This window comes from Salipiger sp. 1_MG-2023 (assembly GCF_030547555.1).
Taxonomy (GTDB): Bacteria; Pseudomonadota; Alphaproteobacteria; order Rhodobacterales; family Rhodobacteraceae; genus Salipiger.
The window spans coordinates 64,944-84,827 of the sequence record NZ_JAUOQN010000017.1 but is presented as its reverse complement, the minus strand read 5'-3'; the positions used below and the strand labels follow the sequence as shown (position 1 = coordinate 84,827).

Annotated in this window: 13 protein-coding genes; 5 read left to right on the top strand and 8 right to left on the bottom strand. The window is 62.1% G+C overall.

Features of this window, described 5'->3' with window-relative positions:
• Positions 1–604 precede the first annotated feature (604 nt).
• The 4 genes from Q4543_RS10530 to Q4543_RS10515 all read right to left on the bottom strand — a co-directional run bounded on the left by Q4543_RS10530 (position 605) and on the right by Q4543_RS10515 (position 9,818).
• Entirely contained in the window at positions 605–3,016 is a 2,412-nt protein-coding gene (locus Q4543_RS10530) for an Ig-like domain-containing protein (RefSeq protein ID WP_303438045.1), read from the bottom strand.
• A 698-nt stretch (positions 3,017–3,714) separates the two neighbouring features.
• A complete protein-coding gene (locus tag Q4543_RS10525; protein ID WP_303438041.1) occupies positions 3,715–5,460 on the bottom strand; it encodes an alpha-amylase family glycosyl hydrolase in 1,746 nt (581 codons plus the stop codon).
• A gap of 302 nt (positions 5,461–5,762) precedes the next feature.
• Entirely contained in the window at positions 5,763–9,242 is a 3,480-nt protein-coding gene (mfd, locus tag Q4543_RS10520) for a transcription-repair coupling factor (RefSeq protein ID WP_303438038.1), read from the bottom strand.
• A 51-nt stretch (positions 9,243–9,293) separates the two neighbouring features.
• The gene (locus tag Q4543_RS10515) at positions 9,294–9,818 is read right to left on the bottom strand and encodes a component of SufBCD complex (RefSeq protein WP_216004775.1); all 525 of its coding nucleotides are present in this window, start codon (positions 9,816–9,818) and stop codon (positions 9,294–9,296) included.
• Positions 9,819–9,930: 112 nt separating this feature from the next.
• Between Q4543_RS10515 and hemB the strand changes: the two genes are divergently transcribed.
• Together hemB and Q4543_RS10505 are read left to right on the top strand one after the other, a co-directional pair.
• Positions 9,931–10,929 (top strand): porphobilinogen synthase, encoded by a 999-nt coding sequence (hemB, locus tag Q4543_RS10510; RefSeq protein ID WP_216004774.1) that lies wholly within the window; start codon positions 9,931–9,933, stop codon positions 10,927–10,929.
• A 358-nt stretch (positions 10,930–11,287) separates the two neighbouring features.
• Positions 11,288–11,842, top strand: coding sequence for a YSC84-related protein (locus Q4543_RS10505; RefSeq protein WP_216004773.1), 555 nt, complete (start codon positions 11,288–11,290; stop codon positions 11,840–11,842).
• A 163-nt stretch (positions 11,843–12,005) separates the two neighbouring features.
• Here Q4543_RS10505 and Q4543_RS10500 read toward each other — a convergent pair whose 3' ends face one another.
• Complete coding sequence (locus Q4543_RS10500) at positions 12,006–12,275, bottom strand: usg protein (RefSeq protein WP_216004772.1); 270 nt, start codon at positions 12,273–12,275, stop codon at positions 12,006–12,008.
• 191 nt (positions 12,276–12,466) lie between these two features.
• Here Q4543_RS10500 and gyrA point away from each other — a divergent pair, with 191 nt between their 5' ends.
• Positions 12,467–15,208 carry a DNA gyrase subunit A gene (gene gyrA, locus Q4543_RS10495; protein ID WP_303438030.1) on the top strand — a complete coding sequence of 914 codons (2,742 nt, stop codon included), beginning with the start codon at positions 12,467–12,469 and terminating at the stop codon, positions 15,206–15,208.
• Between the two features lie 513 nt (positions 15,209–15,721).
• On the opposite strand, the gene Q4543_RS10490 is transcribed toward gyrA, so the two are convergent.
• Positions 15,722–16,102 (bottom strand): hypothetical protein, encoded by a 381-nt coding sequence (locus Q4543_RS10490; protein ID WP_303438027.1) that lies wholly within the window; start codon positions 16,100–16,102, stop codon positions 15,722–15,724.
• A gap of 248 nt (positions 16,103–16,350) precedes the next feature.
• Here Q4543_RS10490 and Q4543_RS10485 point away from each other — a divergent pair, with 248 nt between their 5' ends.
• On the top strand, positions 16,351–17,040 hold the full coding sequence (locus tag Q4543_RS10485; protein ID WP_303438024.1) for a M48 family metalloprotease: 690 nt from the start codon (positions 16,351–16,353) through the stop codon (positions 17,038–17,040).
• Between the two features lie 7 nt (positions 17,041–17,047).
• On the opposite strand, the gene Q4543_RS10480 is transcribed toward Q4543_RS10485, so the two are convergent.
• A complete protein-coding gene (locus Q4543_RS10480) occupies positions 17,048–17,335 on the bottom strand; it encodes a hypothetical protein (RefSeq protein WP_303438020.1) in 288 nt (95 codons plus the stop codon).
• Positions 17,336–17,514: 179 nt separating this feature from the next.
• Between Q4543_RS10480 and thrS the strand changes: the two genes are divergently transcribed.
• On the top strand, positions 17,515–19,461 hold the full coding sequence (gene thrS / locus Q4543_RS10475) for a threonine--tRNA ligase (protein WP_303438019.1): 1,947 nt from the start codon (positions 17,515–17,517) through the stop codon (positions 19,459–19,461).
• Positions 19,462–19,509: 48 nt separating this feature from the next.
• Here the strand turns inward: thrS and Q4543_RS10470 are convergent, their stop codons facing one another.
• On the bottom strand, positions 19,510–19,821 hold the full coding sequence (locus tag Q4543_RS10470) for an arsenate reductase family protein (RefSeq protein WP_303438017.1): 312 nt from the start codon (positions 19,819–19,821) through the stop codon (positions 19,510–19,512).
• Between the last annotated feature and the right edge of the window lie 63 nt (positions 19,822–19,884).

The following is a 19,884-nucleotide window of genomic DNA, read 5'->3' as shown; positions in this document are numbered from 1 at the left end:
TCGGTCTGCTCATCCCCTCCAGTTATCGCACTGGGTTCGCAAGGTGAATCCCTCACAGGCTTTGTGCAACAGAGCCCTTGTCGGAGGTAATCTTTCCGCCAAAAGCATATCTTGTGTCCATCCGCCGAGATGCAATGGATAGAAATCTAGCATTTTCAATGATCATCAAAGGCTTTCTATGTTCAATATTTCTGCCGAGGCTTCCATTCAAAGAGAGGAGCCGATCCAAATATTTTAAACCGAAGAAAACACGGCTTCACGCCCCTACCTGCGAGGTCTTCAGTTACAGACCTTTTGTGGAATTATATACCTCTGTACAAAAAAATATTATATAGGGGACACTTTAACAGATCAAAACAGACGCGGACTCAATTGTAAATCGACCACACAGAACTAAATATTCCGAGCAGTCAATCAACTGAATGACGAGGCTTTGGCGGTTTTCCTTCCCACAGGATATGAACGCGCTTGCACCGAAATCCAGAGATACAGACTTGTATCACAACGAAAAACGGGGCGACCCTTGCCACCCCGTTTCATGTTGTCATCCCGATGCGGGGTCGAAGCGCAGCGGGATGATCTCTGGTTGCCGCGACGCGCGGCTTTATTTGGTCAGCAACTGCGCCTCGTGCTTTTTCAGCGAGCGGCGGGCGGCGCCGTAGGCGCGCAGGCCGTCGGCATTCTCCAGTTCGGGGAACAGCTCGAAAATCTCTTGGCGCTGCTCGTCGTCCATCGCACCAAGAGTCATGTCGCCGGGCTGGAAGCTTTCGGTCCAGGCACCGTTGGACAGCACGACCTCGTGGTTGTCGAACATCATGTGGATGTAGGTGACACCCATGGTCTCGACCTCGTCCACGCCTTCAAGGCCGGTGAGATGTTTGGCGGCGGCCAGCACTTCGCGCTCCTCGAAATACAGCGCCGTCTTGTCATTGGCGACCAGAACGCGGTGGTTGGGCGAGACCAGAAGATCATGCTCCGGCAGGTTCCTGCCCAGCGATCCGGCCTGGATCAGCACCGGGCGCAGATGCGGCTTGCGCGCCAGTTGGTGGCCGGTCAGTTCCTTGTTGCCGATCCAGCGGATCTCCTGAATGCCATTGTCGCGGGTGATCACCCGGTCGCCAACTTCCAGAGTTTCGACCAGACGTTCGCCCTGCGGCGTGGCGATCAGCGTGCCGGGGGTGAAGCAGGGCAGCACCTCGACGCTGATATTCGCTTCGCTCTCGCCGCCATTGCCGTCGCTGATCGAATAGGTGAAGGAGTCATAGAAGCTGCCCTCGGTGAAGCCATCCGGGGTGGAAACCGAGGTATAGCTGACGGTGCCGTCCTCGTTCAGCGTCACCGTGCCGAAATCGGCTTCGCCAACCGCGATGACGGTCAGCGCATCGCCCTCGGGATCGGTGTCGTTCTCGGTCGGGTCAACCGTCTGCGTGGCATAGAGCGTCGTGGCATAAAGATCGTCGACCGCAGTCGGAGCGCTGTTTCCACCGGGTCCGGTGTCATCGCCGCCGACGCTGATGGTGATCACTGAATCGTCGCTGCCGCCATTGCCGTCGCTGACCGTGTAGGAAATGGTGTCATCGCCTTCGAAACCGGTGTCCGGTGTATAGGTGAAGGTGCCATCGCCATTGTCGACCAGCGTGCCATTGTCCGGTGTGCCGATGGAGCCGACCGTCAGCGGATCGCCGTCACCGTCGATATCGTTGACCAGCGGATTGATGGTCTGCGGGGTGTCGACGTCGGTGGTGTAGAAATCATCCTCGGCGATGGGCGCGGTATTGCCGGGCGCGGTGTCGTCGCCCACCACCACGGTGATCACGCCATCATCGCTGCCGCCGTTGCCGTCATCGACGGTGTAGGCAATGGTGTCATTGCCGGTAAAGCCATCGTCGGGCGTGTAGGTAAAGCTGCCGTCGCCATTGTCGGTGACGGTGCCATTGTCGGGATCGCCCAAGGTGCCGGTCAGCGGATCGCCGTCGACATCGGTGTCATTGTCGGTCGGATCGAAGCTCACCGGGGTGCCCGCACCGGTGGACACGGTATCATCCACCGCGACGGGATCGTCGTTCACCGGGGTGACGGTGACCGCAACGCTCGCGCTGTCGGAGGTCCCCTCGGGGTTGGTCACGGTATAGGCGATCTCGTCCGGGCCGTTGTAGTTTTCGTCGGGCGTGTAGGTCAGGGTGCCATCGTCGTTGATGGTGACGCTGCCGTTGGTCGCCGTTGCGCTGGTCACGCTCAGCGCGCCGCCCTCGGGGTCGCTGTCATTGTCCAGCACGTTGATCACCACCGGGGTATCCTCGAGGGTCTCGGCGACGTCATCCTCGGCCACGGGTGCCAGATCGTCGGCGTCGATGGTCGAGAAGGACACATCGGAAATCAGCACGCCCTGGGTGGAGTCGCCGCCGTTCTCGTAGACAATCTCGATGCGCGAAACCGGGCCCTCGATGCTGACCTTGAGCGTGCCATCCTGATCAGCAAAGGCGGTGATGGCATCGCCGGTTGCGGTGTCGCCATCGACGCTGGTGGTGGTGCCGAGCGGAGAAATGGTGACTGCCGTGGCGTTGCCCTCGGCATCATAGGCGAGGACCGTCACATAATCCTGAAAGCTGCTGCTGGTGTCGCCACCTTCGGAATATTCCACCAGATCGCCAAGGTCGGAGCCAGCGCCGCCATCGACGTCATTCAGCACGAATGTAACGTTCTGCACGGAATCCGAATACAGCGCGTCGGTGGCGCTGAAATTCAACACGGTGGTCGAGGTCGGCGACACGGTGCCGCCGTCGCCGCCAAGGCCGAACAGCTTGAGGTGGGAATTGGGGTCGATGCCCAACCCTTCCGGCACGTAGCCGTCATAGGTGGCGGTGAACGCCTGTGCCTCGTCGTCCTGCGCGGTGAATGTGATGTCGACGGTTACGCCGCCCGTGTCGACAGAGGTGGTCACCGCATCCGCAGCAGTGTCTTCCAGATTGGTGCCGTAGGCACCAAGCGCGCTCCAGTCCAGAACCAGATCAGCCATCGTTTTCGACCCTCATTACGTCGGCGCCGGGCAAAACCGCGCCAAATCCACTGTGACGAGCGTCAAGGCTGCCGCCGTCGTTTTTCTGTCTCGCCAGCAAGGTCTGCAATCGGGGTTGCGCGCCTTTGCCCACCTGTCACATGCGTGGACGAAGTTCGCTCATGGCGACGGAGGCTTTCCTCCAGCGCATCCCTTCCGCACCCTTGGCAGGCACTTTCCGTTCAGCGGCCGCCCCCGTGGCCTATGGTCCTCACTCCCGGTTGGACTTGACGAGATTATTAGGGTGCGGAATGCGTCGGACAAAGGATAAAATGTCTGTATCTTGCTCGACCCTGCGAACAGAGGCCGGATCGCCGCATGATTTTGACATGGTTAACGAAATCTTGCCGGCGCATTGTTTCCAGATACCACGGGGAAAATCGGCAGATATCACCGGATTCCAGCGAAAACAGGCCCTCTTCCCCGGCTCCGCTGTGGCCCATTGTTTCCAAAAGTGAAACAGCACGGTGCTGGCAACCTCTCGGACACCCTTCACGCTGCCGTGAATAATTGTGGCGGTCTCTGTCTCTGCCTCGTGGTCAATCCGTAAGGAACACGAAGATTGGCCAGCACGACATCGGCGTCGTGCTGGCGGTAATGCGAATCATTTGAAGGAAATGCGGCAAAACCGGCACTGGCCGTGCTCTGCCTCAGGCCCATTAAACCTGCGCGTCAGGCTGGTTCGAGATCCAGCGGCACTGATAGGGCGCCAGCGACACCGGCCCGGCGACGATCTCTTCGCCGCTGAGCAGGTCGACCCAGCGCTCGTCAGCGATCAGGTTCAGATCGGCTTCGGGGATCTCGACGGTCTCGGCGCTGACATTGTGCAGGGTAAAGATCGACTGCGCCCGATCCAGAGATTGCCGCCACAGGCCAAAGATCCGCGGATCAAGGTTCAGCGTGAACTGCGTCGCATTGGGATGGAACCCCGGCTGCTTGGCCCGCAGCCGGAGCCGTTCGGACAGCGCGCCAAGCACCTGCGCATGAATCGTCTCGGGATCTTCGAGCTTGCCGATCAGCGTCGGATAATCCCAGCGATGCCGGTTGATCGCACGGTTCATCCCGCGCCGCTCGACCGCCTCGAGATCGTTCGGCGTCGCCAGCATCGAGTGGATGTAAAACGCTGGAATACCTTCAAGCGACATCGGAATGGTCTGCGAACACAGGAACCGCGCAATGTGATGCTCGTCGCGGCCCTCGAAGGTCTGCCCCATCGCCTCGAAATACGAACAGTTCAGCTCGTAAGGCGCCTCGCCGCCGCCGGGCAACGAGCGCATCGACACCCGCCCACCGATCTCACGGATGGTCTCGATCATCTTGCCGATCTCGGGCGGCGGGATCAGCCCCTCGGCCGGGCGCATACCGATGCCGTCATGCGACGCGGTGAAGTTGAGATAGGCGCAGCCCAGCGGCGCCGGCGGCATGGTGCGCTGCCAGTTGATCAGGAACTTCGCATTGCCCGACATCATCGCATGCAGGATCAGCGGCGGCAGGGGGAAGTTATAGACCACATGCGCCTCGTTCCGGTGACCGAAATAGCTGAGGTTTTCGGCCTTGGGCACGTTGGTCTCGGTCAGCAGGATCACCGTCTCGGTGGCATAATCCATCAGCAGCCGCATGAGCTGGATCACCGCATGGGTCTGCGGCAGGTGAATGCAATTGGTGCCAAGCTGCTTCCACAAAAAGGCCACCGCATCCAGCCGGATGATGCGCACGCCCTCGTCAATGTGCAGGCGGATGATGCGCAGGATCTCAAGCAGCACTTCGGGGTTGCGGAAATCCAGGTCGATCTGGTCGTGGCTGAAGGTACACCAGACGTGGCGCGTGCCCATCGCCGTCTCGACTTCCTGAAGCAGCGGCGTGGTGCGCGGACGCGTCACCATGCTGACGTCATCCTCGGGCGAGGCTTCAAAAAAGAAGCCGTCGAAGGGCTTTTGCCCTTGCCGATAGGCGTTGAACCAGACGCCTTGCGACGAGACGTGGTTCAGCACCAGATCCGACATCAGATGGAATTCACGGGCGATCCGGCCCACATCCGACCATTCGCCAAGCTGGGGATTCACCTTGCGATAATCCGTCACCGCAAAACCATCGTCCGAGGTGAACGGAAAGAACGGCAGGATATGCACGCCGTTCACGACACCCTTCATATGCGTCGCCAGAAAGTCGTGCAGCAGGTCAAGCGGCTTGTGGGTGCCATCGATCAGGCTGTCACCATAGGTAATCAGCACCGCGTCATTTTGCGTCCACAGATTGTTGCCCGGCTTGCGCGGCTGCTTGCGCCGGTGCTTTTCATCCGGCCAGAATGCTTCGACCACCTGACTGCCAAGAATATCGGTGTTTACGTCCGGATAGATGAAACGCAGCAGTTCGGACAGTTTGGCACTAAAGGTTTTCGCGGTCATGAGATCTCCCGGTTTCCCGTCCGGAGCCATGGCCCCAGCATCAACCGGCCAGAACAAAGCCCCTCTTTATTTTGCGCTTTGCTCGCGCCATGACGAGCTTGAAAGAGGGTTAAGCCCTTGCAACTTGAGGCACAAGCGAAAACCCCGGACCCAGCACGCCCCGTCCCGCCCCCGCCACTTTCGCCCGCAGTTTCTTCTGGCAGGAAAATATCCCGGGGGGTGAGACCGCAAGGCCGAGGGGGGCAGAGCCCCCCACCCCCCTCGATGCCGGGCGCTGCCCGCAGCTCTTCTCGCGCAGACGGTCAGCGCTTTTCGCGCAGACGGATCGCCCCGGCCTTTTCGGCCAGATCACGCGCGATGGCGTAGGCGCCCTTGATCTTGTCCGCGTCAGAGCGCCAGTCGCGGCGCACCACGATCTTGTTGTCCTTGATCTTGGCCAGCCCGTCTTCACTCTGGATAAAGGCCACCAACCCCTCGGGCTTGGCGAACTTGTCGTTGTGAAACTGGATGGTCGCGCCCTTTGGTCCAGCGTCCAGCTTGGCGATTCCGGCGCGTTTGCACATGTCCTTGATTCGCACCACCAGCAGCAGCGTGTTGACCTCCTTGGGCAGCTTGCCGAAGCGGTCGATCAGCTCGGCGGCAAAGCCCTCCAGCTCGACCTTGGTGGTCAGCCCCGACAGGCGCCGGTACAGCCCCAGCCGCACATCCAGATCCGGCACAAAGCTCTCGGGGATCAGCACCGGCACGCCAAGGCCGATCTGCGGCGCCCATTGCCCGTCGTCGTCCAGCAGGCCAACCGTCTCGCCCGAGCGGATCTTGGCAATCGCCTCTTCCAGCATCGACTGGTACAGCTCGTAGCCCACATCCTTCATCTGGCCGGACTGTTCCTCGCCCAAAAGATTGCCCGCGCCGCGAATGTCCAGATCCTGAGAGGCCAGCGTGAACCCGGCCCCCAGCGTATCCAGAGAGCCCAGCACCCGCAGGCGTTTCTCGGCGGTATCGGTCAGCTTGGCGCGCGGCTTGGTGGTCAGATAAGCATAGGCCCGCGTCTTCGAGCGCCCCACCCGGCCGCGGATCTGGTACAGTTGCGCAAGGCCGAACATGTCGGCCCGGTGCACCACCATGGTGTTGGCCGTCGGAATATCCAGACCCGATTCCACGATCGTCGTGGCCAGCAGCACATCGAACTTGCCGTCGTAAAAGGCGTTCATCCGGTCATCGAGATCGCTTGCGGCCAGCTGGCCGGTGGCAACCACGAAGGACACCTCAGGCACCTGTTCGCGCAGGAATTCCTCGATTTCAGGAATGTCCGAGATGCGCGGCACCACGTAAAAGCTCTGGCCGCCGCGATAATGCTCGCGCAGCAGCGCCTCGCGCACGGTTACCGGATCGAATTCAGACACATAGGTGCGGATCGACAGCCGGTCGACGGGCGGCGTGCCGATGATCGATAGATCGCGCACCCCCGACAGCGACAGCTGCAAAGTGCGCGGGATCGGCGTTGCGGTGAGCGTCAGCACGTGAATGTCGCTGCGCAGTTCTTTCAGCCGCTCCTTGTGACCCACCCCGAAATGCTGTTCCTCGTCGATGATCAGCAGGCCAAGGTCCTTGAACCGGATATTCTTGGCCAGCAGCGCATGGGTGCCAATGGCGATATCGACCGTGCCCTTGGTGATGCCATCACGGGTCTTGGCCGCATCGCCCGCCGTCACGAACCGCGACAGCGGCGCGACATTGATCGGAAAGCCGCGGAAACGTTCGGCAAAGCTCTTGTAATGCTGGCGCGCCAGCAGCGTCGTGGGCGCAATCACCGCCACCTGCTGGCCCGACATCGCCGCAACAAAGGCCGCGCGCATCGCAACCTCGGTCTTGCCAAAGCCGACATCGCCGCAGATCAGCCGGTCCATCGGCTGACCAGAGGTCATGTCGCCCAGCACATCCTCGATGGCGCTGATCTGATCGTCGGTCTCGGTATAGGGGAAGCGGGCGCAAAAGCTTTCCCACGCCCCAGCGGGCGGGTCGATGATCGGCGCCTTGCGCAAGGCGCGTTCGGCGGCGACGCGGATCAGCTTGTCCGCCATCTCGCGGATGCGCTCCTTGAGGCGGGCCTTCTTGGCCTGCCATGCGCCGCCGCCAAGCCGGTCGAGCAAGCCGTCTTCGTGGCCGTAACGCGACAGCAATTCGATGTTCTCGACCGGCAGATACAGACGCGCGCTTTCGGCATATTCCAGCAGCAGGCATTCATGCGCCGCGCCAGCGGCGGTGATCACCTCCAGCCCCTGATAGCGCCCGATGCCGTGATCGACATGCACCACCAGATCGCCCGGCGACAGCGATTGCGCCTCGGTCAGGAAATTCTCGGCCTTGCGGCGCTTTTTCGGGGCGCGGATCAGCCGGTCGCCCAGAACGTCCTGTTCCGAGATCACCGTGATGCGTTGATCACCCCAAGGCGCTTCAAAGCCGCTTTCCAGCGCCCAAACCGCAAGATGCAGCCCACGTTTGCCGATCCGCGTGCCGTTGCCCACAGGGATCGCCTCGGCCAGACCCTCGTCTTCGATCAGGCCGGTCAGGCGCTCGCGCGCGCCTTCAGACCACGATGCGATCAGCACAGGGCCATCGTTCATCTTTGCCTTGACGTGGCTGGCCAGCGCGCCGAACAGGCTGATGTTTTCCTGCTGCCGCTCGGGGGCGAAATTGCGCCCGATGCGCCCGCCCGCATCCACCACGCCCGGCCCGCTGGCCTGCGGCAGCGGGTGAAACTGTGCCCGGCGGCGGCCCAAAACGGCGGCCTCCCACGCGGCATCGTCGAGATAAAGCTGCCCCGGCGGCACCGGTTTATAGACCGATTCCAGCCGGCCCTTTTGCGTCATCGCATGGCGGCGGGTGTCGTATTGATCCTTGATGCTGTCCCAGCGCGACAGCCGCGCCGGGGTCATCTGGTCATCCATCAGCAGCGGCGCGCCCGGCAGATAATCGAACAGCGTCTCCATCCGTTCATGAAAGAACGGCAGCCAATGTTCCATGCCCTGCTGCTTGCGCCCGGCGCTGACCGATTCATACAGCGGATCGTCCGATCCGCCCGCGCCAAATTCGATACGGTAATTCTGTCGGAACCGGGTAATGGACGCCTCGTCGAGGATCACCTCGGAGACCGGCGCGAGCTCGACCACGTCGAGCTTTTCGGTGGTGCGCTGCGTCGCCGCATCGAATCGGCGCGCGCCGTCCAGCACATCACCGAACAGGTCAAGCCGCACCGGACCGCCCTCGCCCGGCGGGAAAATGTCGATGATGCCACCGCGAATGGCGTAATCGCCCGGCTCGGTCACTGTCGGCGCCATGGAAAAGCCCATGCGCACCAGAAAGGCGCGCAACGCGGTATCGTCGATCCGGTCGCCGACGCGGGCGGTAAAGGCCGCCTCGCGCAGCACCTCGCGCGCGGGCAGATACTGCATTGCCGCCGACAGCGTGGTCAGCAGCACAAACCGCGTCGGCATCGCATGCACCAGCGCCGCCAGCGTCGACATGCGCGCGGCGGAAATGTCGGGGTTGGGCGATACCCGGTCATAAGGCAGGCAATCCCAGCCGGGGAAGGTGATCACCGGCATGTCGGGCGCAAAGAACGCCAGCGCATCGCGCATCGCGGCAAGCCGCTTGTCGTCGCGCGCCACGTGAATGACCGGCCCGCCGGCCTTGTCGGATTCGGACAGGACAAGCTGCGCGTCGAAGCCTTCGGGCGCGCCGCCCATGACGATACGAGAGGTCGGGGAAAGGGTCTGTGCCATGCTCAAGCCATGTGGCGCGATGGCGCGCGCCCGTCAACCACAATGCGCGCCTTAGCCGAGCGTCTGATACCCCATGTTCTGGAACATGCCCCAAAGCGCCGTGATGAAGATCGAAATCAGGCCGATCACCTGAATCCAGAAGCGATGCGTCGCGAGGCGTTGCCACAGCTCCGGGCCGCTCAGACCCAGACTGCGGATCTGCTTCGCCACCCGCAGGCTCAGAAGCGCAACCAGCGTCATCGGCACCACGATCAGGGCCACGGCCTGAGTAAGTTCGACCCCATACCAGAACCCCGCCACCAGCAGCATGGTCAGAAACAGCGCGCCGAAAGCGACAATCCAGACTCCGGCCTCGTTGACGGTGAACAGAATGCGATTGACGTTGATGCGAACCATGTCTTCAAGATCGCTTGCCGCCTGCCCGCCATTGCGCTTGGCGCGCACAACCATGTCGAATGGCACCCCCAGCACCCAGTGGCTGGCCTTCGACCATGTGACCGCAAGCGCGATCCAGTACCACAGGTTGGAGAACGACCGCAGGTCGATGGTCTCGAGAACGGTTTGGTACCAATCCACTTGTCGCAGGGCCCCTCTTGCGCGCGGCCTGTTGAAGCACGCAAAGTGCCGGGCCTTGTGACAGCCGCCTTTCCATGCCACCCAAGAGCCGTGTTATCAAGAGAGGCCCACGATGAAACCCACGATTGCCGGTTTTCCCGCAACACGCCTGCGCCGCCTGCGCACCAGCCCGGCGATCCGCGCACTGGTCGCTGAAACGGTGCTGAGCCCGTCGGATCTCATCTGGCCGGTGTTTGTGCGCGACGGCAGCGGCGTGGTGGAACCCATCGGCTCGATGCCCGGGGTGAACCGGCTTTCGGTGGATAAGGTGGTCGAGGCGGCGCGCGAGGCCCATGCGCTCGGCATCCCGGCGATCTGCCTGTTTCCCTATACCGACCCTGCCCTGCGCAGCGAAGACGCCGCCGAGGCGTGGAACCCGGAAAACCTGACCAACCGCGCCATTCGCGCCATCAAGGACGCGGTGCCGGACATCGCGGTGATGACCGATGTGGCGCTCGATCCCTATTCCTCGACGGGGCATGACGGCTTTGTGGTGGACGGCGAGATCGTCAACGACGAAACGGTCGAGGCACTGGTGAAACAGGCGCTATCGCAGGCGCGCGCGGGCTGCGACATCATCGGCCCGTCCGACATGATGGACGGGCGCATCGCCGCGATCCGCTCGGAGCTGGAGCGTGAGGGTTTCAAGAACACCGCGATCATGAGCTATTCGGCCAAATACGCGAGCGGCTTCTATGGCCCGTTCCGCGATGCGCTCGGCGCCTCGGGGGCGCTCAAGGGCGACAAGGCCACCTACCAGATGCAGCCCGCCAATTCCGACGAGGCGATGCGGCTGATCGAACGCGACCTGTCCGAAGGCGCCGACATGGTGATGGTGAAACCGGGGATGCCTTACCTTGATATCTGCCGCCGCGCCAAGGACAGCTTCGGCGCGCCGACCTTTGCCTATCAGGTGTCGGGGGAATACGCGATGCTGACCGGCGCGTTCGAGCGCGGCTGGCTGGATGGCAACAAGGTGATGCTGGAAAGCCTGATGTGTTTCCGGCGCGCCGGCTGCGACGGGGTGCTGACCTACTTCGCCCCCGCTGCCGCACGGCTGCTGAACGGCTGAGCCGCTGGCGATCGCATCACGTCTGCCGGGCGGTGGCCACAGCTCGCCCCGCTATCCGGCGAGCGATAAAACACCCGCTCCCGTGCCTTGACGCACCAGCGCAACCCGCCATCATCTGTCCGCCCAAGCAGGGACCGCCATCCTGCGATGCGTCGGAACGATCATCGCTGCGACCGGCAGGCTGGCGCTGCCACCAAAACAGCTTGACCGGGCGGAACCCTGCCGGGCAAGACATATGGCGGGTGACACTCGCAGCCACCTTGGCTATCATTTCCGCACAACCGGCGGTACAGCCGGACCAGAACAGGCACCGGCCCGATGGGAGAGGGCCCTGGCATCAGTACAAGAGAGCAGACCGATGAACATGACCCGACGCACGCTCACACTCTCGCTCGGCGCGATGGGAGCACTCTCCGCCTGCGCAAACGGTGTGGGAAGCACCGGCGGCGCGACCATCGACGCGCGCGTCGATTCCACGCTCAGCCAGATGTACTATCAATTCCCCGGCACTGTCGATCTGGGCAATAAGGCTGCCGGGATGCTGGTGATGCCGCTGGTGACCGAAGCCGGGCTTGGCATTGGCGGGGCCTACGGCCGCGGTGCGCTGCGCGTGGGTGGCTCCACCGTGGATTACTATTCGATGGTCAAGGGGTCTGGCGGCCTGCAGATCGGCGCTCAGCAATACGCGCATGTGCTGTTCTTCATGACCCAGAACGCCCTCTCTGATTTCCGTCGCTCCACGGGCTGGGCCGCTGGCGCCAATATTGAATACGCAACCCCGGAAAAGGGCGATACGCTCGCCGCCGAGACGACCACCTCGATGTCGCCGGTGATTGCGGTGATCTTCGGGCAATCGGGCCTGCGCCTCGGCGCAACGCTTGACGGCACGAAATATTCGCGGATCATCCCGTGATTGGCCTCGCAGCAGGGGCGCTGCCCCTCTTCGCCTGACGGCGAATTCACCCCGGGATATTTAGAGCCAGAAGAAGCGCGGGCCCGGTTTTCTTCTGGCTCTAAATATCCCGGGGTAAGCGGGCTCCGGCCCGCGAAGGGGGCAGCGCCCCCTTTCTTTTCTCTTAGTGGTAGCGAAATTCGCCCACAACTTGCCGCCATTCGCCCGAAGACATCATCTTGCGGTGCGTAAAACGTACCGAATGCAGCGGGCCTTCGATCTTGTCTTGCCAGAATTCGATGAATCCGAACAGCTTAGGATGATCCGGCGCCAGATCGTATTCCTGCCATACAAAGGTGTTGAGAACGTTCCGATAGTCCGGCATGCGGTAGAAGATCTCGGCGGTGGTCAGCCCATAGCCTTTCAGCATGAGCTCTGTCGGCGTTTCCTGCATCGCTTTACCTCTTGCGGGTTCCATCCTAGAAGAGTGCCGCGCGAGTCGTTATATTTCAATGAAAACAGGCTGTTATCACCCGAAGTTGGCGGCTGCCAGAAAACCGCGTGTGCGGCCATTGCGCGCAACATCCTGTCTGGGGTATAACCCCCGCTAACAAGATATAGCACAAGAACAAGCAGGCGAACCCCGTGACTGATACGCCCGAACCCCCTGAGAACGACGAAGAAATGGGCGGACCCGAACGCCCCACCTACAAGGGGCCCGGAATCTCGATCATCGACGAGATGAAATCGAGCTATCTCGACTACGCCATGAGCGTCATCGTCAGCCGCGCGATTCCGGATCTGCGCGACGGACTGAAGCCGGTGCATCGACGCATTCTCTACACCATGTGGGAGAATGGTCAGACCCGCGCCAAGGGCTATCGCAAATGCGCGACGGCCGTGGGCGACGTGATGGGCCGCTATCACCCGCATGGCGACAGCGCGATCTATGATGCGCTGGTGCGAATGGCGCAGGATTTCTCGATGTCGCTGACGCTGATCGACGGTCAGGGCAACTTTGGCTCGATGGACGGCGATCCGCCCGCCGCCTACCGCTATACGGAAGCCCGGCTCGAAAGATCCGCCGAGGCGCTGCTCGAGGACATCGACAAGGACACCGTCGATTTTGTCCCGAACTACGCCAATGAGCGGATGGAGCCGGTGGTGCTGCCCGCGCGCTATCCCAACATTCTTGTCAATGGCTCCGAAGGCATCGCCGTCGGCATGGCGACGCGTATCCCGCCGCACAACCTTGGCGAGGTGATCGACGCGACGCTGGCGCTGATCGAAAACCCCGATCTGTCCTCCGAGCAGCTGATCGACTATATTCCAGCCCCCGATTTCCCGACGGGCGGCGTGATCCTTGGCCGGTCGGGCGCGCGCAAGGCCTACCTCGAGGGGCGCGGCAGCGTCATCATTCGCGCCAAGACCCGCGTCGAAGAGATCCGGCGCGACCGCTTTGCCATCGTCATCGACGAGATCCCCTATCAGGTGAACAAGGCGGTGATGATCGAACGCATCGCGGAATCCGTCCGCGACAAGCGGATCGAAGGCATCGCCCACGTTCAGGATGAATCCGACCGCTCGGGCGTACGCGTGGTGATCGAGCTCAAGCGCGACGCCACCGCCGAAGTGGTGCTCAACCAGCTGTATCGCTTCACCCCGATGCAAACCTCGTTCGGCTGCAACATGCTGGCGCTCAACGGCGGCAAGCCCGAACAGCTGACGTTGCGCGCCTTCCTCACCGCTTTCGTGGATTTCCGCGAAGACGTGGTGGCGCGGCGCACCGCCTACCTGCTGCGCAAGGCGCGCGAGCGGGCGCATGTTCTGTGTGGCCTCGCCGTGGCCGTCAGCAACGTTGACGAGGTGGTGCGTACCATCCGAGGCTCTGCCGATGCCGCCGAAGCGCGCGAAAAGCTGATGACCCGCCGCTGGCCGGCCGAGGAAATCCTGCCCTATATCGCGCTGATCGACGATCCGACCCATACCGCCAACGACGACGGCACCTACAACCTGTCCGAAACCCAGGCCCGCGCCATTCTGGAACTGCGCCTGCAACGGCTCACCCAGCTGGGCGTCAAGGAAGTCACCGACGAGCTCGAAGAGCTGGCCGGAAAGATCCGAGAATATCTCGAGATCCTGTCCAGCCGCGAGCGCATCATGGGCATCATCACCGACGAGATGAAGGCCGTGCGCGACCTGCACGCAGTGCCCCGCCGCACCGAGATTATCGACTGGGCTGGCGACCTTGAAGACGAAGACCTGATCGAACGCGAGGACATGGTCGTCACCGTCACCGCCGAGGGCTACATCAAGCGCACCCCGCTGGCCGATTTCCGCGCGCAAAAGCGCGGTGGCAAGGGCGTGTCGGGCGGCTCGCTCAAAGAGGATGACGTTGTCACGCAGCTGTTCGTGGCCAACACCCACACGCAGCTGCTGTTCTTCACCACGGCGGGCATGGTCTACAAGCTCAAGTGCTGGCGCCTGCCGCAGGGCGGCCGTACGTCCAAGGGCAAGGCCATCGTCAACATCCTGCCGATCCCACAAGGGGTTTCGGTTGCCGCCATCATGCCGGTCGACCGCGACGAGGCGGAATGGGACGATCTGCAAATCGTCTTCGCCACCTCCAAGGGCTCGGTGCGCCGCAACCGCCTGTCGGATTTCACCAACGTCATGCGCAACGGCAAGATCGCGATGAAATTCGAAGGCGAGGATGAAAGCACCCGCCTGATCAACGCGCGCATCTGTTCTGAAGATGACGACATCATGCTGGTCACCAGCTCGGGCCGCGCCATCCGCTTCCCGGTGCCTGACGTGCGCGTGTTCAACTCGCGCGCCTCGACCGGCGTGCGCGGCGTGCGGCTGCTGGGATCGGATGAGGTGGTATCGATGTCGGTGATCCGCCATTTCGACGCAACCTCGGACGAGCGCGCCTCCTATCTCAAGATGCGCCGCCTGATGGCCGGGGTGACCGACGACGAAGGCGCTGACGAAGACGATGGCAATGCCGACAGCCTGCTGCCGACCGAGCGTTATGCCCAGATGTCCGCCGCCGAGAACCTGCTGCTGACCATCACTGCCAAGGGGCTTGGCAAACTGACCTCCTCGCATGACTACCCGGTGCGTGGGCGCGGCGGCATGGGCGTCACCGCTTGGGAAAAGACCATGCGCGGCGGCGAGATCGTGGCCTCCTTCCCGGTCGAGATGGAAGACCAGATCATGCTGGCGACCTCCACCGGACAGTCGATCCGGGTTCCAGTCGAGGGCATCTCGTTCCGCTCCCGCAACGCTGGCGGCGTCAAGGTGTTCAACACGCGGGCGGATGAAACCGTGGTGTCGGTCGCGTGGATTGCCGAACAGGATGATGAGGACAGCAGCGAAAGCTGATCTTATCGCCGGGACAGGCCCTGTCGTGACGACGGGCCTGCTCCCGACCTGAAAGCGTTTTCCAGATAGACCGACAGACGGAACAAAGCCCGAGGAAAACTGCCCCGGGCTTTGTCCATTACCGTCCTCGCTGGGCTCGCGAGCCAGCTTCGGGATGATCTGGCTGCGGCCGTTTGAAACCGTCTCCAGAAAACGGCGCGCGCCTTGCAGGGATGGGGTGGGTTACATCAACGAGGATGTGCCAGGGCAGCGACAATCACCACTGCAGCCGCAACGGGAATCCACAGCGCCGGACCAAAGCCGGCGGGCGCCGGAGCGGCAGGGGCAGCGGCGACGGGGGCCGCTTGCGGCACAGGTTCACGAACGGGCGCCTGTTGCGCTTGGGAGGACACCGGCAAGAGCAGTGCTGCAATGGTACCGGCGATTACGAGGTGCTTACGAAGCATATTTCATTTCCTTTCGAAGTGGAGTCGGTCCGCCGCATCGGCGACTGACACTGTTAAGAGAATCGATTTACGATTTCGGCGGCGGGGCCTTGCGCATCTGCCCCATAGCGGCATCGATCTGATCGGCGGTCAGCGACGCGTTCTCGGCCTTGAGGCAGCTGACAAGCGCGGTGTGTTCCGCATCGGACGGTTTCTGCCCAGGCGCGGGAGGCTCCCCGAGGCAATCACGCAACTGCGACGGCTTCAGGTTCAGCGTCTGGGCCACCTCGTCCATCGGGTTTGCGCCCTGAGCAAGTGCAGCAGAGGTCGTCACCGCGGCCACTCCCAACATCGACACAACAACCACAAACGTCACCTGCAACAGCTTGGTTCTTAAGCTTTTACGCCGGGTCAGCATATGCGACCCGATGCGGGCAGTGTCCTCACGAGCTGTGAACTTGAAAAACATTCTCTCTCTCCTGTTCAGGCGTATGCCGCCATTGCCCGTCCCTGCTACAGGTGGTTTGAGGAGCCGATTTGCAGTGAATATGCAGGTACTGTGCAGTCCAAAAAAAATAATCCCAGGCGACATTACTGACACAACTCGGTCGATGCCCCCGGTCGTTGCCACAGGGCTGGATGACAATCGGAGGCGGTGACACCCGAAACCCGCAACAACGCCTTGGCAGCGCAGGCTGGCGGACCCATATCTAGCCTATGCTGCGCTTTACCCCCATCTTGCTTGCGATCCTTTACGCCATCGCCATGTACCGCTTTTCAAGCTGGCGTACGGCGCGCGAACTGGATGAGAAATCGACGGAACTGGCGGACCCGACGCTAGCTGCGTTGACCAAACGCATGGCGCAATCGCTCGATCTGCCGCGCATTCGGGTCAATATCTACGAGATCGACCCGGTGAATGGCCTTGCCGCGCCCGATGGCCGGATCTTCATCACGCGCGGCTTTTATGAACGCTACCGCGCCGGCGAGGTCACGGCCGAGGAACTGGCCTCGGTCATCGCGCATGAACTTGGCCATGTGGCGCTAGGGCATTCGCGGCGGCGCATGATCGATTTTTCCGGCCAGAACGCCATCCGCACGGCGCTAGTGATGGTCCTCGGGCGGTTTGTTCCGGGCATTGGCCCGCTGATCGCCAATGCCCTGACCTCGCTTCTGGCCGCCCGCCTGTCGCGGGGCGATGAATACGAGGCCGATGCCTATGCCGCCGCCCTGCTACACAAGTCGGGAATCGGAATCGAGGCGCAGAAATCGCTGTTTCGCAAGCTCGATGCGATGAATACCGCGGGGCGCGGCGTTCCGGCTTGGCTGATGTCTCACCCCAAGACGGGCGAACGGATTGCGGCGCTCGAGTCGCTTCAGGACCGCTGGGCGGCGCTGGAGCGCTGAGTGTCCCCTAGCGCTTGAGCAGCCATTTGATCTGGTTCCGCTTGTAGCTGTCGCTGCGATCACTGTGAAGAACGCCGCGCAACTTGCCGCTATTGCTTGCGGAGACTCTCGACATGTCGACCCCCGGAATCAGGTAACGGATGCTGCTGCGCTCGCCCCGGGTGAGCGGCACGGACCGTCCGATGACAAATGTCCATTCCCGCGTATTGAGGCTTTGGGCGCTGGCCAGCTGCGGGGACAGGGTCGCCAGCGCAAGCGCCAGCAGGCCGGCTTTCGTCGCGGACTGTTTGATCATCTCGGTCTACCTCATGTTATCTCGTGCTAGATATATGTGTGCTGCTTTTCCAAGTGAAAGTCATGCAGTGCTGATTTGCACCTGCTTGACACTCTTGCGTCGCGCCGCCAAAAGGCACGGACGACATAACCCGCAACCGGGCGTTCCGTGGGCGCCAGACCGACGAGGAGAGCCAGAAAATGGCCCAGATTTCCCTCACCTTCCCCGATGGCAATGCACGCGACTACGAGGCGGGAATCACCCCTGCCGAAGTCGCCGAGTCCATCTCCAAATCCCTGTCGAAAAAGGCGATCTCGGCGACCGTCAACGGCGCGCACTGGGATCTGCAATGGCCGATCGAATCCGATGCGTCCATCGCCATCAACACCATGCAGGACGACGCTCCGGCGCTCGAACTGATCCGCCACGATCTGGCGCATGTCATGGCCCGCGCCGTACAGGCGATCTGGCCCGACACCAAGGTCACCATCGGCCCGGTCACCGAAAACGGCTGGTTCTATGATTTCGACCGCGCCGAGCCCTTCACCCCCGAAGACCTCGGCCAGATCGAAGCCAAGATGAAAGAGATCATCAACGCCCGCGAACCTGTCCGGACCGAGATCTGGGACCGTGCGCGCACCCGCAAGCATTACGAGGACAGCGGCGAGCCCTACAAGATCGAACTGCTCGAGCGCATCCCCGAAGACGCGCCGATCCGCATGTACTGGCATGGCGAGTGGCAGGATCTGTGCCGCGGCCCGCATCTTCAGCACACCGGGCAGCTGCCCAGCGATGCCTTCAAGCTGATGGGCGTTTCGGGCGCCTACTGGTTTGGCGACGTCAACCGCCCGATGCTGCAACGCATCTCTGGCGTGGCGTTCCGCAATCGGCAGGATCTTCAGGGCTATCTCAATTTCCTCGAGGAAGCCGCCAAGCGCGACCACCGCAAGCTGGGCCGCGAGATGGACCTGTTCCACCTGCAACCCGAAGCGCCGGGCCAGATCTTCTGGCACCCGAATGGCTGGACGATCTACACCACGCTGCAGGATTACATGCGCCGCCAACAGCGCCGCGATGGCTATGTCGAGGTCAACACGCCTCAGGTCGTCGACCGCAAGCTGTGGGAAGCCTCGGGGCATTGGGACAATTATCAGGACAATATGTTCATCGTCGAAGTCGACGAAGAACATGCTCGTGAAAAGTCGATCAACGCGCTCAAGCCGATGAACTGCCCGTGCCATGTGCAGATCTTCAATTCCGGGCTGAAATCCTATCGCGACCTGCCCTTGCGCATGGCCGAATTCGGATCGTGCAACCGCTATGAGCCGTCGGGCGCGCTGCATGGCATCATGCGGGTGCGCGGCTTTACCCAGGACGATGCGCACATCTTCTGCACCGACAGCCAGATCGAAGTCGAAACCAAGAAATTCATCGAATTTCTGGCCGGAATCTATGCCGACCTCGGCTTCAAGAACTGGACGATCAAGCTTTCGACCCGCCCCGAAAAGCGCATCGGCTCCGATGAAAGCTGGGACCGGGTGGAAAAGGCGCTTGGCGATGCCTGTGCCAATGCCGGCTACGACTTCGATCTGCAGGAAGGTGAAGGCGCCTTTTACGGGCCGAAACTGGAATTCACCCTGACCGATGCGATCGGGCGCGAATGGCAATGCGGCACGCTTCAGGTCGACCCCAACCTGCCCGACCGGCTGGATGCCAGCTATATCGGTCAGGATGGCGAAAAGCACCGCCCCGTCATGTTGCACCGCGCCGTTCTGGGCAGTTTCGAGCGCTTCATCGGCATCCTGATCGAGGAACACGCCGGAAAGCTGCCGTTCTGGCTGGCGCCGCGTCAGGTCGTGGTGGCCTCGATCACCTCGGAAGCCGATCCCTATGTCGACGAGGTCGTCGCGACGCTGCGGGCCGCCGGGGTCCGGGCCGAAGCGGACACGCGCAACGAAAAGATCAACTACAAGGTGCGCGAGCATTCCGTCGGCAAGGTTCCGGTGATCCTTGCGGTGGGCGCGCGTGAAGTCGAAGAGCGCACCGTCACCGTTCGCCGCCTTGGCGAAAAGCAGACGCAGGTCGCCGTGCTTGACGAGATCGTGGCGCAGCTCAAGCATGACGCAACGCCGCCCGATCTACGCTGATCCCGCAAATATACAGAATGGCCGGGCCAAAAGGTCCGGCCATTTTTTTCAGGCAAGCGCCGCCTGCACATCCTTGTCCCAGCCCAGCCACATCGCCGCACCATCGACGATCAACGGCCGCTTCATCAGCGCCGGATGCGCCGCCAGAAGCTCTTTTGCAGGCTGCGCCCGCTGTCCTTCGTCAAGCCCGCGCCATGTGGTCGAGCGGGTGTTGATCAGGCGATCGCCGAACTGCTCGAGCGCCTGCTCCAGCACCTCGGCCGGCACGCCTTCGCCCCGTACATCAACAAGTTGCGCCTCTGGCAACGCCTTGAGCGCCTTGCGGCAGCTGTCGCAGTTTTTCAGGCCATATAGCTTCATGACGCCCTCTCCTTCGCCTTGCATTTGGTAGCGCCGCACAATTTATCGCCTATTGCTGCAAGA

What these genes read in the sequence shown, in the direction of transcription:
- Q4543_RS10530 (WP_303438045.1), bottom strand. Translation starts at nt 3,016, where the DNA reads ATGGCTGATCTGGTTCTGGACTGGAGCGCGCTTGGTGCCTACGGCACC.
- Q4543_RS10525 (WP_303438041.1), bottom strand. Translation starts at nt 5,460, where the DNA reads ATGACCGCGAAAACCTTTAGTGCCAAACTGTCCGAACTGCTGCGTTTC.
- mfd (WP_303438038.1), bottom strand. Translation starts at nt 9,242, where the DNA reads ATGGCACAGACCCTTTCCCCGACCTCTCGTATCGTCATGGGCGGCGCG.
- hemB (WP_216004774.1), top strand. Translation starts at nt 9,931, where the DNA reads ATGAAACCCACGATTGCCGGTTTTCCCGCAACACGCCTGCGCCGCCTG.
- Q4543_RS10505 (WP_216004773.1), top strand. Translation starts at nt 11,288, where the DNA reads ATGAACATGACCCGACGCACGCTCACACTCTCGCTCGGCGCGATGGGA.
- Q4543_RS10500 (WP_216004772.1), bottom strand. Translation starts at nt 12,275, where the DNA reads ATGCAGGAAACGCCGACAGAGCTCATGCTGAAAGGCTATGGGCTGACC.
- Q4543_RS10490 (WP_303438027.1), bottom strand. Translation starts at nt 16,102, where the DNA reads ATGTTTTTCAAGTTCACAGCTCGTGAGGACACTGCCCGCATCGGGTCG.
- Q4543_RS10485 (WP_303438024.1), top strand. Translation starts at nt 16,351, where the DNA reads ATGCTGCGCTTTACCCCCATCTTGCTTGCGATCCTTTACGCCATCGCC.
- Q4543_RS10480 (WP_303438020.1), bottom strand. Translation starts at nt 17,335, where the DNA reads ATGATCAAACAGTCCGCGACGAAAGCCGGCCTGCTGGCGCTTGCGCTG.
- thrS (WP_303438019.1), top strand. Translation starts at nt 17,515, where the DNA reads ATGGCCCAGATTTCCCTCACCTTCCCCGATGGCAATGCACGCGACTAC.
- Q4543_RS10470 (WP_303438017.1), bottom strand. Translation starts at nt 19,821, where the DNA reads ATGAAGCTATATGGCCTGAAAAACTGCGACAGCTGCCGCAAGGCGCTC.